Annotated in this window: 14 protein-coding genes; 11 read left to right on the forward strand and 3 right to left on the reverse strand. The window is 73.2% G+C overall.

Annotation, left to right across the window (positions count from 1 at the left end; all coding sequences use genetic code 11):
• The first annotated feature begins 174 nt into the window (after nucleotides 1-174).
• From AB0J10_RS21715 to AB0J10_RS21735, 5 genes are all read left to right on the forward strand, one after another.
• Nucleotides 175-393 (forward strand): hypothetical protein, encoded by a 219-nt coding sequence (locus AB0J10_RS21715; protein WP_363063952.1) that lies wholly within the window; start codon nucleotides 175-177, stop codon nucleotides 391-393.
• A 169-nt stretch (nucleotides 394-562) separates the two neighbouring features.
• Complete coding sequence (locus AB0J10_RS21720; protein ID WP_363063954.1) at nucleotides 563-1654, forward strand: NAD(+)/NADH kinase; 1092 nt, start codon at nucleotides 563-565, stop codon at nucleotides 1652-1654.
• A gap of 385 nt (nucleotides 1655-2039) precedes the next feature.
• On the forward strand, nucleotides 2040-2879 hold the full coding sequence (locus AB0J10_RS21725; RefSeq protein ID WP_363063956.1) for an alpha/beta hydrolase: 840 nt from the start codon (nucleotides 2040-2042) through the stop codon (nucleotides 2877-2879).
• 397 nt (nucleotides 2880-3276) lie between these two features.
• Nucleotides 3277-3600 (forward strand): hypothetical protein, encoded by a 324-nt coding sequence (locus AB0J10_RS21730; protein ID WP_363063958.1) that lies wholly within the window; start codon nucleotides 3277-3279, stop codon nucleotides 3598-3600.
• Between the two features lie 166 nt (nucleotides 3601-3766).
• The gene (locus AB0J10_RS21735; protein WP_363064154.1) at nucleotides 3767-4582 is read left to right on the forward strand and encodes an SGNH/GDSL hydrolase family protein; all 816 of its coding nucleotides are present in this window, start codon (nucleotides 3767-3769) and stop codon (nucleotides 4580-4582) included.
• Nucleotides 4583-4650: 68 nt separating this feature from the next.
• On the opposite strand, the gene AB0J10_RS21740 is transcribed toward AB0J10_RS21735, so the two are convergent.
• Nucleotides 4651-4875: a helix-turn-helix transcriptional regulator gene (locus AB0J10_RS21740; protein WP_363063960.1), complete on the reverse strand. Its 225-nt coding sequence runs from the start codon at nucleotides 4873-4875 to the stop codon at nucleotides 4651-4653.
• 337 nt (nucleotides 4876-5212) lie between these two features.
• Here AB0J10_RS21740 and AB0J10_RS21745 point away from each other — a divergent pair, with 337 nt between their 5' ends.
• The 4 genes from AB0J10_RS21745 (at nucleotide 5213) to AB0J10_RS21760 (ending at nucleotide 9833) form a co-directional block, all read left to right on the forward strand.
• Complete coding sequence (locus AB0J10_RS21745; RefSeq protein WP_363063962.1) at nucleotides 5213-6223, forward strand: glutathione S-transferase C-terminal domain-containing protein; 1011 nt, start codon at nucleotides 5213-5215, stop codon at nucleotides 6221-6223.
• 268 nt (nucleotides 6224-6491) lie between these two features.
• Complete coding sequence (locus tag AB0J10_RS21750) at nucleotides 6492-6887, forward strand: helix-turn-helix transcriptional regulator (RefSeq protein WP_363063964.1); 396 nt, start codon at nucleotides 6492-6494, stop codon at nucleotides 6885-6887.
• Between the two features lie 94 nt (nucleotides 6888-6981).
• Nucleotides 6982-7788: a molybdate ABC transporter substrate-binding protein gene (gene modA / locus AB0J10_RS21755; RefSeq protein ID WP_363063966.1), complete on the forward strand. Its 807-nt coding sequence runs from the start codon at nucleotides 6982-6984 to the stop codon at nucleotides 7786-7788.
• Between the two features lie 101 nt (nucleotides 7789-7889).
• On the forward strand, nucleotides 7890-9833 hold the full coding sequence (locus tag AB0J10_RS21760) for an ABC transporter permease (protein ID WP_363063968.1): 1944 nt from the start codon (nucleotides 7890-7892) through the stop codon (nucleotides 9831-9833).
• Nucleotides 9834-9915: 82 nt separating this feature from the next.
• Here the strand turns inward: AB0J10_RS21760 and AB0J10_RS21765 are convergent, their stop codons facing one another.
• A complete protein-coding gene (locus AB0J10_RS21765; protein ID WP_363063970.1) occupies nucleotides 9916-10197 on the reverse strand; it encodes a type B 50S ribosomal protein L31 in 282 nt (93 codons plus the stop codon).
• Nucleotides 10198-10632: 435 nt separating this feature from the next.
• Nucleotides 10633-10983, reverse strand: coding sequence for a hypothetical protein (locus AB0J10_RS21770; RefSeq protein WP_363063972.1), 351 nt, complete (start codon nucleotides 10981-10983; stop codon nucleotides 10633-10635).
• Between the two features lie 487 nt (nucleotides 10984-11470).
• On the opposite strand from AB0J10_RS21770, the gene AB0J10_RS21775 reads away from it, so the two are divergent.
• Nucleotides 11471-12313 carry a hypothetical protein gene (locus AB0J10_RS21775; RefSeq protein WP_363063974.1) on the forward strand — a complete coding sequence of 281 codons (843 nt, stop codon included), beginning with the start codon at nucleotides 11471-11473 and terminating at the stop codon, nucleotides 12311-12313.
• Between the two features lie 473 nt (nucleotides 12314-12786).
• Nucleotides 12787-13347, forward strand: coding sequence for an FABP family protein (locus tag AB0J10_RS21780; RefSeq protein WP_363063976.1), 561 nt, complete (start codon nucleotides 12787-12789; stop codon nucleotides 13345-13347).
• Nucleotides 13348-13420: the final 73 nt, after the last annotated feature.

Raw genomic sequence — 13420 nt, forward strand, 5'->3', positions numbered from 1 at the left:
CCGTCCCCGCCGCCTCTAACGGGCGGGTTCTCCCCGGTCGGCCTTCTCGCCGCGCCGGAGCACCACGTCCGGGCGGGGAACGGATTTCGGGAACCTCCTCCGTCACGCGGACGTCTTCCAGGAGGAGACCGACGGTCTTTGATGCGCGTGCGATGCCGACGGAGGAGATCTTTCATGGGGGAGAAGGACCCGGCGAAGGTGGAGACCGTGCTCGCCGACGGCAGGCGGATGACGCTGTCGCTCCCGCCGACCGAGGCGCAGTGGGCGGTCGAGGGCATCGACGCCCTGCGTGCGGTCCGCCCCACGCACACCGGCCGCGGCGAGGAACCGCCGGCCCTCCCCGCACGGCCCGTTCTGCCCCTTGAGGTGGCGCTTCTCGGCCTGGGAGCCTGACCCGCCTCCGCGTCACCGGGCCGCCTCAGCACCTCCGTGTGACCGGCGCCGCCTGCCCCGCGGCTCACCAGTCCCCGGTGGCGAGCCACTCCTCCACGTCCGCGCCCGCGAACCCCGTTCCGGCCGCCGCTCCTGCGCGGTCGCACCCGGCGGTCTAGCGTGGAAGGCGATGCCCTTGAACCGGCTGGGACTGGTCGTCCACCAAGGCCGTCCCGCCGCCGTCGCGGCGGCGCGGACGGCCCGGGCATGGGCTGCCGCACACGGCGTGAGCTGTACCGACATCGACGTGTGGCGGGAGGGCGAACCGAGGCGCGGGGGCCAGGCGGAGGCCGACGCGGCGGGTCACCCGGAGGTGATCATCACGTTCGGGGGCGACGGCACGTTCCTGCGGGGAGCCCGTATCGCGGCCAAGGACGGCGCGTCCGTCCTGGGGGTGAACGTGGGCCGGGTCGGCTTTCTCACCGAGATCACCACCGACCAGGTCGAGCAGGCCCTGGACGTCCTGCACGGCGACGAGGCCGTGATCGAGGACCGTATGGTGCTGACCCTGCGTGCGTCCCGCCCGCTCCGCACGCCGGTGGGCCTGGACACGCTGCTGTGCTACGGCCGCGGTCCCGCGCTCCCGGCCCCGGCCGTGCGCCCGGACGCGGTGGAAGCGGTGGACTGGGGGGTCGCGCTGGACGTCACCGCGGTGAACGACGTCGTCCTGGAGAAGCTCGCCCGCGACCGGCAGGCGAGTGTGGCCGTCTATCTGGCCGGACAGCTGCTCGCCTCCTACTCGGCCGACGCGGTGATCGTGGCCACCCCGACCGGTTCCACCGCCTACAGCTTCGCAGCCGGGGGGCCGGTGGTGGACCCGGCCACCGACGCCATCGTCTTCACGCCGGTCGCTCCCCACATGGCCTTCGGCAGGACGGTCATCGCCGCGGCCGACGAAGCGATCGCGATGCGCGTGCTGCCGCATTCGGGACGGGTGGCCGTCAGCATCGACGGACAGCACCGCGGCGTGCTGGATCCCGGGGACTGGGTCGCCGCCTACCGTGCGCCGTACCGGCTGCGTCTGGCGCGCCTCGCCCCCCTGGAGTTCTACCACCGGCTGCGTGAGCGCTTCCATCTGACCGACGCCCCGGCGGCGGCCGTCGACCAGGCGCCGCTCTTCCACCGGCCCGACACCCCGCCGCCCGACGATCTCGCCCACCTGCGTGATCTGCGCAGGCCCTTCCGTGATCGTGCCGTCGACGAGGCGCGTCGGGCGCTCTGACTCAACCGTGCCGCGGGCGCGCCGACGATCCGCCGGGCTGCCGAGCCGGAAGGCCGGCGAGCCACTGAGCCGAGCTGAACCACGGAGTCGCAGGGTCACGGAGCGAGGGGCCGGCGCCCCGTGCCCACCGGGCGCCGGCGGGCTGGGCGACCCGCGTGCCGCCGACCTCCGACCCGGGCCCATGGAAGCCGACGTCGGAGGCGGTCGTCAGGGGCTCTCCGAAGGGCGTGTGTTTTTGATCGATTACTCGTTCTTGTGGAGCGGGCCGCGGGGTCCGCTCGATCCTGCTTTGCGGTGCGATGCCGGGGTCCGGCGTGGGGGAGCCTCCACGCGCGTGGCCAGGCGCTGTCCGGTTGGCAGGGGTCGACTGCCGAAGGAGGATGCCATGCGCGATGAGCGCGATCAGTTCGCGGAGCTGTCGACGGTGCGGATGTGCTTCCGCGGCGAGGGAGACCCGTCGGGGGAGCCGCTGGTGTTGATCATGGGGCTCAGCTCGCAGCTGATCCACTGGCCGCAGGAACTCGTCGACGGGCTGGGCGAGCGGGGCTACCGGGTGATTCGCCCCGACAACCGCGACAGTGGCCTGACCGAATGGAAAGAGGCGCCGAGCCAGTACTACCTGCGCACCATCGCGCGTGACACGGTCGAACTGCTCGACCATCTCGGTATCGAGCAGGCGCACGTCGTCGGCGCCTCGATGGGAGGAATGGTCGCCCAACTCCTCGCGATCGAGTACCCGTCGCGTGTGCTCAGCCTGTGCTCGATCATGAGCACGCCGCACATCAGCATCGGTATGGCCGATGGCGAGGTGCTGGACGAGCTGACCAGGCCGCTTCCGCCGGACCGCGAGGCCGCGATCGAGCAGATCGCCGCGCTGTACGCGATCATCGGCTCGCAGACGTACGCGGACGGCGAGCGCGAGCGCCGCCTCGCGCTGGCGACCCAGGCGTACGACCGCGCGAAGAACCCCGACGGGGGAACACGCCAGGTGACCGCGGCCGTGATCGCCCCTGACCGCAGCAAGAGCCTCCAGGAACTGACGCTCCCGGCGCTGGTGATCCACGGGGCCGAGGACCCGCTGATCAAGATCGCGGGCGGCGAGGCGACCCACGCCGCGCTCGCCGACTCGACGTATCTGCCGTTCGACGCGATGGGCCACGAACTGCCCACGCCGCTCCTCGACCGGATCGTCGCGGGCATCGCCGAGAACGCCGCGCGCGCCTGAGCGGCGCGAGCCCGTTCCCGGGCCCGGCCCTGGCGGCCCGGCGTCCTGGAGGACGCTGCCCATGGGCTCGGGAACGGCGTTCCGGACGTTCATCGGTCCGCAGTACGGGGCCGGAAGGGGCCCCGGCGCGTCCGGGACCGGCGGCCGGACGGCGCTGACGGAGCACCGGTGCCCGCCCGTTCCCAGGTGGCCGAGCTGCCGGATCCGCCCGTCGGTCATGTCCGCGGGTGCCGTGTGCCGCCGGCGGTACGGTCGTCGACGGCCCCCGCGTTTGCTCCGTTGCCGTCGGGCAACCCATCACATGGGGTCCCGGAGCGGACCTCGCGCGCATGTGGCCGACGGGTTCCGCGCGGCCGCCGGCGAGACCCGCACGGGCACGAACCAGAGGAACCACCGCATGCAGACGGACGGCCCGCCGGACGGAGTCCCCGGCCGCACCCGCAGCGCCCGGGTCGCCGAGTGGGTGCTGTGCGGCGTACTCACCACGGCCGTGCTCCTGACCGCCGTCGAGGCGATCGCTCAACCGGCGGCGCCCTGGTGGCCGTTCGTCTGGCATAACGCCTGGACGCTCGGCGCCGTCACCCTCGGCTGCTGGGCCGTCCTGCGCGTCACCGAGCGGGCCGACGCCCGCGAGGCCGGTGGTCGCGCCGGGACACCTCCCCACCACGGTCCGGCGTCGCAGGAAGGCGACGAGGGTCCGCCCCGGCGCTCCGGTCCGTGAAGCGGTCCACGACCTGCCCACGCGGCCCCCGGCCATGGAACTCCGCGACGCGTCCGCGGCCCTCCGCGGCTTCTGGATACTCATGAATGTGCCTGGTCATATTCATGACTATGCTGAGTCCGTTCGCCCGTCTGCCCCCCTGGGGCACGGGTACAACGAGGAGGGGATTCCCGTGTCCGGTGCCGAACCGCGCCTGCTCCGCTACGTGGCGCTGGGTGACAGCCAGACCGAGGGCCTGGGGGACGGCGACGACGTGTCCGGGCTCCGGGGCTGGGCCGACCGGCTCGCCGAGCGGCTCGCAGGGCACAACCCCGGCCTGCGGTACGCGAACCTGGCCGTACGGGGGCGCCTGGCCGGCGAGGTCCGTGCCGGGCAACTCGCTCCGGCCCTCGCCCTGCGCCCCGATCTCGTCACCGTCGTCGCCGGAGTCAACGACCTGCTGCGGCCGCGGTTCGACGCCGACGAGGTCACCGGTCACCTCGAGGCGATGTTCGCGGCGCTCACCGCGGAGGGTGCCCGCGTCGCCACCCTCACCTTCCCCGACATCGCACGTGTCATCCCGCTGGCCCGGCCGCTCGGCTCCCGTGTGACCGCCCTGAACGACGGCATTCGCCGCGCGGCCCGCCGCCACGGCGTGGTGGTCGCCGAGACCGGACACCATCCCGTCGTCGCCGACCCGCGGCTGTGGAGCCCGGACCGGCTCCACGCCAGTCCCCTCGGCCATCAGCGGATCGCCGCCGCCATGGCGCACGCCCTCGCGCTGCCCGGCAGTGACGACACCTGGATGCTCGCCCTGCCCCCTCCGGTCGCTCCCCTCCCTGCCGGATGGCGGGCGGCCGCCGCGGAGTTCCGCTGGGCCGCCGGGTATCTCGGCCCCTGGCTGGGCAGACGCCTGCGCGGCCACTCGTCCGGGGACGGGCGGACCGCCAAGCGCCCGCACCTTCTGGCGGTGGAGAGCCCGACGGGTTCCGCAGGGCTCTGAGGCGCGCAGGCGCAGGCCGCCGGCGGGTCGGCGTCCTCGTCGTGGCCGGGTGCCGTCCCCGGGGGGCGTCACAGGCCGAGGGAGATGGCCAGCCGGGTGAGTTCCGCGGTGGTGTTGATGTTGAGCTTGGCCCGGATCCGCCGGAGATAGGCATCGACGGTGTGCTTGGAGAGGCCCATGTGGCGGGCGGTCTGTACATAGGTGTGTCCTGCGGCGATATGTCGCAGGGTCTCGCGCTCGCGCGGGGCCAGGGCGGGGGTCTCGACGTCCGGGGTGGTGAGGGTGAGGCTCATGGGATTTCCTCCGGCGAGATCGGATCGGTCCTCACTGCTCACACCCTCGGAAGCAGCGTGGGCATATGCCCGAAGAGTGCGTTTTGCCCTCTTTCCAAAAAGATTGCGGGTCCGTTTTCACCGTGATGTCCGCCGACTGTCACAGGCGCGTCACAGGGGATCCGTAGGCGCATCACGACCCGCTGTGCGGGGGAGTGGTGCGCGCCCAGGGGTGAGCGGCGCGGGGGGACCGTGCGCAGGCTCGGCGCAGGGCCGGTGCGGGTCCGAAAGCGCCTGCCGGCTCCGTCCGGCTCCCGGGCATGCGTTCGTCAAGGCCGCTCGCGGGTAGTGCGATCAGATGAGCTACGTGAACCCCGGCGGGGAATACACGCGGGACAGTCGGTACATCACCACGAGGATCACCGCCGACGGACGCGACGGCTTCCCGGTGGAGGCGGGCCGCTACCGCCTGGTGGTCAGTCGCGCCTGCCCCTGGGCCGGCCGCGCGGTGATCGTGCGCAGGCTCCTCGGCCTGGAGCGGGCGCTGCCGATGGCCATCGCCGGACCCACGCACGACGAGCGCAGCTGGACCTTCGACCTCGACCCGGGCGGACGTGACCCGGTCCTCGGCATCGAACGGCTACGGGACGCGTATCTGGCCCGGGATCCCGGCTACGACCGGGGCGTCACCGTCCCGGCGATCGTCGATGTGACGACCGGCAAGGTGGTGACCAACGACTTCGCGCAGATCACGATCGACATGTCCCTCGAGTGGACGGCGTACCACCGCCCGGGCGCTCCCGCGCTGTACCCACCCGCGTCACGCCCGGAGATCGACGCGGTGAACGAGGTCGTCCACAAGGACGTGAACAACGGGGTCTACCGGGCCGGGTTCGCCGGCTCGCAGAAGGCGTACGACGCCGCGTACGAACGCCTGTTCATGCGCCTCGACCGGCTCGCGGCCCGGCTGGAGCGGTCGCGCTACCTCGTCGGCGACACGGTCACGGAAGCCGACGTACGGCTGTTCACCACTCTGGTGCGCTTCGACGCCGTCTACCACGGCCACTTCAAGTGCAACCGGCGGAAGCTCTCCGAGATGCCGGTGCTGTGGGCGTACGCACGGGACCTGTTCCAGACGCCGGGCTTCGGTGACACGGTCGACTTCGACCACATCAAACGGCACTACTACGTGGTGCACCGCGACATCAATCCGACCGGAATCGTGCCTGCCGGCCCTGACCTGTCGAACTGGCTCGAACCGCACGACCGTGCCGCCCTCGGCGGAAGCCCCTTCGGTGACGGCACACCGCCCGAACCGGTCGCGCCCGAGGAGGCGGTACCGGCCGGCCATGCGCCGCCCGCTGCGTGAGTCCCGGGCGGACCTGGGTCGGCGACTCTGCGGCAGCCGCGGCCGGCCGTCGGCCGACGCCACGGCGCCGCCGGTTGTCCGTGTCGCGCGAAGGTGTGCCAACGGGCAGCGCCCGGCTGCCCGTTCCGGGCGCCCGGAGATCCTGGTCGGGGTTCGAGTGCGGTGGTCCGCCCTGTCGTCGTCCGTTCCTCCAATGCATCTCGCACATGCCGTGCGCATCGCATGAATGGTTTGCAGATAAGAGGCTGAGAGCCCTAATCTGGCGCGTATGCAGTCCTACACCATCGGACAGGCGGCGCGGCTGCTCGGCGTCAGCCCCGACACCGCACGCCGCTGGGCGGACGCCGGCCGGATCGCGACCCATCGCGACGAGGGCGGGCGGCGCCTCATCGACGGCCGGGACCTGGCCGCCTTCTCCATCGAACTCGCACAGTCCGGCGGAGTGGACGAGGACACCTCGTACACCTCCGCCCGCAACGCATTCCCCGGCATCGTCACCGCCGTGAAACTGGGCGACGTCGCCGCACAGGTGGAGATCCAGGCCGGACCGCACAGGCTGGTGTCGCTGCTGACCAGGGAGGCCGTCGAGGAACTGGAACTCGAGGTCGGCATGCAGGCCACCGCACGTGTGAAGTCGACCAGCGTGCACATCGACCGCACCTGAGCCTCTCGCACCAAGGCGACTTCGCCGTCCCGGCTCAACGCGACCCGTACCGACGGCCGACGCGCCGACCCCGTCCCCCAGGAGCCCCAGCCCCATGTCCCTCACCCTCGCCCGACGCCGCGCGGCCGCCGCGGTCCTGACGGCAGCCCTCCTCGTGCCGCTCGCCGCATGCGGCAACGAGGCCGCGAACCCCGACAGCGGCGCCCAGGCCACAGCGTCCGCCCGCGGCGTCGCCGAGGCCGACCTCACGGTGCTGGCCGCCGCCTCCCTCACCGATGTCTTCAGGACCGCCGGCGCGGCCTACGAGAAGTCGCACCCCGGCACGCGGATCACCTTCTCCTTCGCCGGGTCGCAGGAGCTCGCCGCGCAGGTCGAGCAGGGGGCGCCGGCCGATGCCCTGGTCACCGCCGACACCAGGACCATGGACGGCCTCAGGGCCGACACCGGTACGCCGGAGGTCATCGCCAGGAACCGCCTCGTGATCGCCACGGCCGAGGGCAACCCTGGGAAGATCGACGGCCTCGAGGACCTGGCCGATCCCGGGCTGAAGGTCGTGCTCGCGGCACCCGAGGTCCCCGTCGGGCGCTACAGCCGGAAGATCCTGGACGCCCAGAAGATCACCGTGAAGCCGGTCTCGCAGGAGCCCAACGTGCGCGCCGTGCTGAGCAAGGTCGAGCTCGGCGAGGCCGACGCCGGGCTCGTCTACAAGACCGACGTCGCCACCGCACCCGGCAAGGTCGACGCAGTCGAGATCCCCGACGAGCAGAACGCCATCGCCGAGTATCCGGCCGCCACCCTGAGGACCTCGAAGAACGCCGAGGCGGCCACGGCGTTCGTGGCGTGGCTCTCCTCGCCCGAGGCGCAGAGGATCCTGGGGGACGCCGGTTTCCAGCGGCCCTGATACCAGGAGCCGTCGTGAGGGGCCCGCCCGACGGGCCCACGGGCGGCCCCCGGCCCCGTCTCCTCACCCCTGGACCGTCTCCTCGTCCCTGGACCACGCCGATGCCACCGCTCCCTCGCCGCACAGGCCACCGTTCCCGCCCGCCGCTCGCCCTGACGGTCCCGGCCCTGCTCGCCGTGGCGTTCCTGCTGCTGCCCCTCGTCGGCATCCTCGCCCGTACGCAGTGGGGCGAACTCGCGGACCATCTGACGACCCCGGGCACCGTGGAGGCGCTGCGCCTCTCGCTCCTCGTCTCGTTCTGGGCACTGGGGCTGTCCCTGCTGCTGGGGGTGCCACTGGCCTGGCTGCTGGCCCGCGTCCCGTTCCGCGGCAAGGCGTTCGTGCGCTCCCTGGTACTGCTGCCCATGGTGCTGCCGCCCACCGTCGGCGGGGTCGCGCTGCTGCTCGCCTTCGGCCGGCGGGGCCTGCTGGGGCCGCTCCTGGAGGACTGGTTCGGCATCACGCTGCCCTTCCACACCTCGGGCGCGGTGCTCGCGGCCACCTTCGTCGCGATGCCCTTCCTGGTGATCAGTCTGGAGGGGGCGCTCGGCGGGCTGCGTCCGCGCTACGAGGAGACCGCGGCCTCGCTCGGCGCCTCGCCCGTGCGGGTGTTCTTCACCGTGACCCTGCCCATGGTCGCGCCGGGACTCATCGCGGGAGCCGCCCTGACCTGGGCCCGGGCCCTCGGGGAGTTCGGCGCCACCATCACCTTCGCGGGCAATCTCCCCGGCACCACGCAGACCCTGCCGCTCCAGGTGTACCTGCTCCTGCAGGAAGAGCCCGAGGCCGCCACATCCGTCTCCCTGCTCCTGCTCGCCATCGCGATGCTCGTGCTCATCGCGCTCCGGGGACGCTGGAGCGGTACACCCACCGACCGCGACCCCGCCGCGGAGGCCGCCGGGGAAGCGGCCGAGCCGGCAACCACGGACGGCCCCGAGACCGCCGCCCCGTCCGCCGCGGACACCCGGGAGACCTGGTCCCTGCACGCCGACGTCACCGGCTTCAACCGGCTGACGCTCGACGCGGGACCCGGCACGACCATTGCCGTGGTCGGCCCCAACGGGGCCGGCAAGACCACGCTGCTGCGTGCGCTGCTCGGTCTCACCCCGCGCGCGCACGCCCGGCTGACGCTGGGCGGCACGGACGTCACCGGACTGCCGCCCCATCGAAGGGGAGTCGCCTGGGTGCCCCAGGACGGCGCGCTGTTCCCGCACCTCACGGCCCTCGCCAACACCGCCTACGGGCTCCGTGCCCACGGCACCCCCCGTGCCGAGGCGCGCCGCGAGGCCCGGCAATGGCTGGACCGGCTCGGCGTGGGGCACCTCGCCCACCGCAGACCCGCCCAACTGTCCGGCGGCCAGGCCCAGCGCGTCGCCCTCGCCCGCGCCCTCGCCGCACGGCCCCGCGCCCTGCTGCTCGACGAACCCCTCGCCGCCCTGGACCAGACCACCCGCGCCCACGTCCGGCACACGCTCCGCCATCACCTCGACGGTTTCGGAGGCGTCTGCCTGATCGTCACGCACGACCCCGTCGAGGCGGTCGCACTCGCCGACCGCGTCCTCGTGCTCGACGACGGCCGGGCCCTTCAGGACGCGCCGCCCGCCGAGGTCACCCGCCACCCCCGTTCCCCGTGGGTCGCCCGCATGCTCGGCCGCAACGCCTGGCCGGGCACCACCACGTCGCAGGGGCTACTGCTCCCCGACGGAGGCACCCTCGTCGTCGCCGACCCTCTGCCGCCGGGCACCGAAGCCCTCGCGATCATCGCTCCCGAAGCCGTCTCCGTGCACCAGGAGCGGCCCTCCGGCAGCCCTCGCAACGTGTGGCGCGGCACCGTCCGCGAGATCATCGCCAGCGGGAGCCGGCTCCGGGTCCTGATCACCTCGGAGGCAGCCCCCGACCTGGTGGCCGAGATCACCCCGCAGGCCGCGGCCGAACTGGGCCTCGCCGACGGAACGACGGTGTGGACCAGCGTGAAGGCGACCGAAACGACACTCGTGCCGCGCTGAAGGTCCGCGCTGAAGGTCCGCGCTGAACGTCCGTGCCGAACCACCCGCGGCGGCGGACCCGGGGCGACGCCCGGGGTGCCGGTCAGCCGGGGTTCCCGGCGGCACCGGGCGTATCGCCGGCACCGTCGCCGTAGCGGCGTTCGAACCGGGCGATGCGGCCCTCGGAATCCACCGTCCGGGCCTTGCCCGTGTAGAAGGGGTGGCTCTCCGAGGAGATCTCCACATCGACGACCGGGTAGGTCCGGCCGTCGTCCCACTCGATCACCTGGTCGCTCGTCGCGGTCGAGCGGGTGAGGAAGGCGTAGCCGGCCGCGCGGTCGCGGAACACCACGGGGCGGTAGTCCGGATGCTTGTCCTGCTGCATGAGCGCTCCTTCAGGGGGCGGGGCCGGTCGCAGTGCCGTCGGAAGTGCGCGCAGAGCCGTTCCGAGCCGGCCCCGAGCGCGTCGCGGATGCGTGGTGACCGAACCGAAGTCCGCGCAGAGCCGTTGTGAACCGTGCGGGGGGCGGTCCGCAGCCCGCGTCCTCTCCGAGGCGCCCGCATTTCACCTTCCACCCCTGGGGAAGAGCCCGCAACACACCGCCGCCGGGCACCGCCCGCGGTCCACGGGGCGCAGGAGCGTCCCGGGCCGGTCCGACAGCAAGGCGACGCGGGGCTCGGCGACTCGGGACGACGCCCGACCCGGCTCGGCCTATGCGGTACCGGCGGCCCGCGCCCGTTCTCGGAGAGGTACGTCAGGGCCGGTGACACGCCGTCACGCCGGCCGTCGGTGGGCCGGGAGGACTCGGCGTGCCGACGCCTACTCCGTGTCGATGCCGGTGATCACCGGTTGCCCCAGGGGCACTTCGTCCTCGGAGACCCCCACCGACCTGAGCGCGTCCGTGGCGAGTTCGCGCGCCTTGGCCTCCGCGGAGGCGTTGTCGTGGGCCTCGACCTCGAGCCGGAGGCTGAACGCGGGGGAGTCCGGATAGAACGTGAGGATGTCGAGGTCCTCGGCCGCGCCGAAGTCCGTGGTGCGGGGGTCGGCCGGCCGGAGAGCCCGGACGAGATCCGTGCGGGCCGACGCGGAGAGCTCCTTGAGGAAGGTGCCGGGAATGGTGACGACGTAGACGGTCATGAAGATGGCCTTCCCGGTCGTGCCCCGGCGCACGCCATCCTTCTCGCCCGGGCTCCCCGCGCGCCGGGAGCCCGGGTGCGGGCCGGGAGCGGAATCACCCCTCGCTTTCCCGTCCGGTTTCCTCGGCTGCCGGAGTCTCCTCGGCTGCACGCCGACCGGCGGCGTCCCCCTCGCGCGCAGGGCGGCTGACATCCCTGTGGCCGGGGCAGTCCGGGGCCTCTCGCCCCTCCTCCCCGAAACGCCCGAACTCCTCGGTGTCCCGGTCCTTTCCCATGTCAGGCACCTTTCTGCGGCCGCACGCAAGGCCGGGCCGCGCATGATTCCAGCAGAACACGGTGGCAGGGTGGGTGCACCTCGCCGGACATGTCCGCCAGGCCACCACGGCGGCGCCGAGAGCCGGGTGGTGACGATCCACGCCGGCTCGTCGTCAGCGCAGCGTCTGTGACGCCGGCGGAACTGGTGGCACCATGGCGGTACGCACCGGTCCGCGACCGGATCCATCTTTCCTGGGGCGCACGTTATGAACACCTGGCTTCCGTTGCGGCACTTCGCCGCGGCAACAGCGGCCGCCCTGGCCCTGATCGGCTGCAGCGGCGCCGGCGGATCCCCGAGCGCAACGGGGTCGGCCTCCGCCGCACCGGGGACACCCGCGCCGTCGCCCACCACATCCGAGGGCTCGCCTCCTACGGCGGCCTCCCCGACCTCGTCGCCGACCCCCGCCGTACCGACGCAGACTCCCAACGCCGTACCGCCGCTGGGCTCGTGGAGCCTCCAGCCGGTGTGGCCCTTCACCACGCTCGCCCAGGCCCAGGCGTGGGAACGCTCCTACCGCTCGGGCGGTCACCAGCCGTGGCACCTCGACCCCGATCAGACCGCGCTCGCGTTCAGCCGCGACTTCCTGGGCTTCGAGGAGATCGACAGGGTCACATCGAGCAAGGTGAGCGGCAGGCACGCCCGTGTCGGTGTGGCGCCCTCGGGGACGGAGGGCGGCACCGCCGCGGTGATCCACATGGTGCGCTTCGGCACCGGCGCGGACGCGCCCTGGGAGGTCGTCGGTACCGACGACACGACGTTCTCCCTCACCGCACCGGCGTACGGGGCGCTCGTACGCTCCCCCCTGGCGACCGGCGGCCGGATCACCGGAGTCGACGAGAGCATCCAGGTCCAGGTGCGCCAGCCCTCGTCCGACGCGCCCCTGGGAACCTCCAAGTGCTGCACCTCCGCGGGCGGCGAGAACCAGCCCTGGAGCGTCGCGGTCCCCTTCTCCGGGGCCCGGGACCCCGTGCTCACCGTGGTCGCCTCCACCGGCGGGCATGTCGCCGCCGTGGAACGCTTCACCGTGACGGCGGTACGCACCCGCTGACCTGCCGGGGCATCCCCGCGTGCCCCACGGACGTCACTCCCGTGCGTCTCGTGCCTGCCGCCGGACGGTGCCGGACGGACTCACCTCAGCCGTGACGTCCATGACGACCGACCCCAGTCACTCCGGGGCGGCGGCCACACGCCCGCCATGCCGATCCCGGGTGCGCGGGACATGGCGGTGCGTCTCGGGGCCGAGGCGACCGCGGCCTCCGCGCCCGGCGCGGCGACGGCGATCCACCACGCCGCCGCGGAACGGAGCTGCGACCAGGACTCCTTCGTGAGACTCGAGGACCTGCGGGCGAGGATCGCTGCCCGCGACCGCGGGACCCGGACGCGCCAACGGCCCGCAAGCCGCAGACCGGCCGGCCACGCCTGCGCCGGCCGCCCCGCCCCACCCGCCGCGCACGTCGTCCGCCGGCGGACGGGGCGAGGTCCTAGGCTGCCCCCGGCACCCGCCCCGACCCAGGAGCACGTATGGCCCTCGAGCCCGCCCAGCAGCCCCCGTACCCCGACGCACACCGACCGGACGAAGCGCCCGAGCCGCACGCGCTGCTGGCGCCGCTGGTCGGATTCCTCGGGACCTGGCTAGGGCGGGGGCACGGCGGATACCCGACACTCGCCGACGACTTCGCGTACGGGCAGGAGGTCACGTTCAGCCACGACGGCCGGCCCTTCCTCCGCTACGAGGCGCGCGCATGGCTCCTCGACGCGGACGACACCCCGCTGAGGCCGGCGGCCCGGGAGAGCGGTTGGTGGCGGGTCCAGCCCGATGGGCGCGTGGAGGCGCTCATCACCCAGCCCACCGGTGTCGCGGAGATCCTGGTCGGCCGTGCGGACCGGGGCGCGGTCGATCTCACCACCCATCAGATGGCCCTGGCCCCGACGGCCAAGGAGGTCACCGCCACCCGCCGTCGCTACACCCTCACGGACGCCGCGACGTTCGACTTCGTCCACGACCTCGCGGCGGTCGGCCGGCCGCTGCAGCACCATCTCTCGGCGCGGCTCGGGCGTTGCGACCGGAACAGGGCCTCGTGATCGCGGGCGTCGATCGCCTGGAAGGTGTCGGCGCCCCGCCGTATCCGGGTGCGCGCGTCCTCGGAGCCTTCGA

Origin of the sequence: Streptomyces sp. NPDC049887 (assembly GCF_040656535.1) — a bacterium.
GTDB lineage: Bacteria > Actinomycetota > Actinomycetes > Streptomycetales > Streptomycetaceae > Streptomyces.

Bases quoted from the DNA above. Each gene is read 5' to 3' on its own strand.
- AB0J10_RS21765 (WP_363063970.1), bottom strand. From the start codon at position 10,197: ATGCAGCAGGACAAGCATCCGGACTACCGCCCCGTGGTGTTCCGCGAC.
- AB0J10_RS21725 (WP_363063956.1), top strand. From the start codon at position 2,040: ATGCGCGATGAGCGCGATCAGTTCGCGGAGCTGTCGACGGTGCGGATG.
- AB0J10_RS21745 (WP_363063962.1), top strand. From the start codon at position 5,213: ATGAGCTACGTGAACCCCGGCGGGGAATACACGCGGGACAGTCGGTAC.
- modA (WP_363063966.1), top strand. From the start codon at position 6,982: ATGTCCCTCACCCTCGCCCGACGCCGCGCGGCCGCCGCGGTCCTGACG.
- AB0J10_RS21720 (WP_363063954.1), top strand. From the start codon at position 563: ATGCCCTTGAACCGGCTGGGACTGGTCGTCCACCAAGGCCGTCCCGCC.
- AB0J10_RS21740 (WP_363063960.1), bottom strand. From the start codon at position 4,875: ATGAGCCTCACCCTCACCACCCCGGACGTCGAGACCCCCGCCCTGGCC.
- AB0J10_RS21730 (WP_363063958.1), top strand. From the start codon at position 3,277: ATGCAGACGGACGGCCCGCCGGACGGAGTCCCCGGCCGCACCCGCAGC.
- AB0J10_RS21715 (WP_363063952.1), top strand. From the start codon at position 175: ATGGGGGAGAAGGACCCGGCGAAGGTGGAGACCGTGCTCGCCGACGGC.
- AB0J10_RS21780 (WP_363063976.1), top strand. From the start codon at position 12,787: ATGGCCCTCGAGCCCGCCCAGCAGCCCCCGTACCCCGACGCACACCGA.
- AB0J10_RS21775 (WP_363063974.1), top strand. From the start codon at position 11,471: ATGAACACCTGGCTTCCGTTGCGGCACTTCGCCGCGGCAACAGCGGCC.
- AB0J10_RS21750 (WP_363063964.1), top strand. From the start codon at position 6,492: ATGCAGTCCTACACCATCGGACAGGCGGCGCGGCTGCTCGGCGTCAGC.
- AB0J10_RS21760 (WP_363063968.1), top strand. From the start codon at position 7,890: ATGCCACCGCTCCCTCGCCGCACAGGCCACCGTTCCCGCCCGCCGCTC.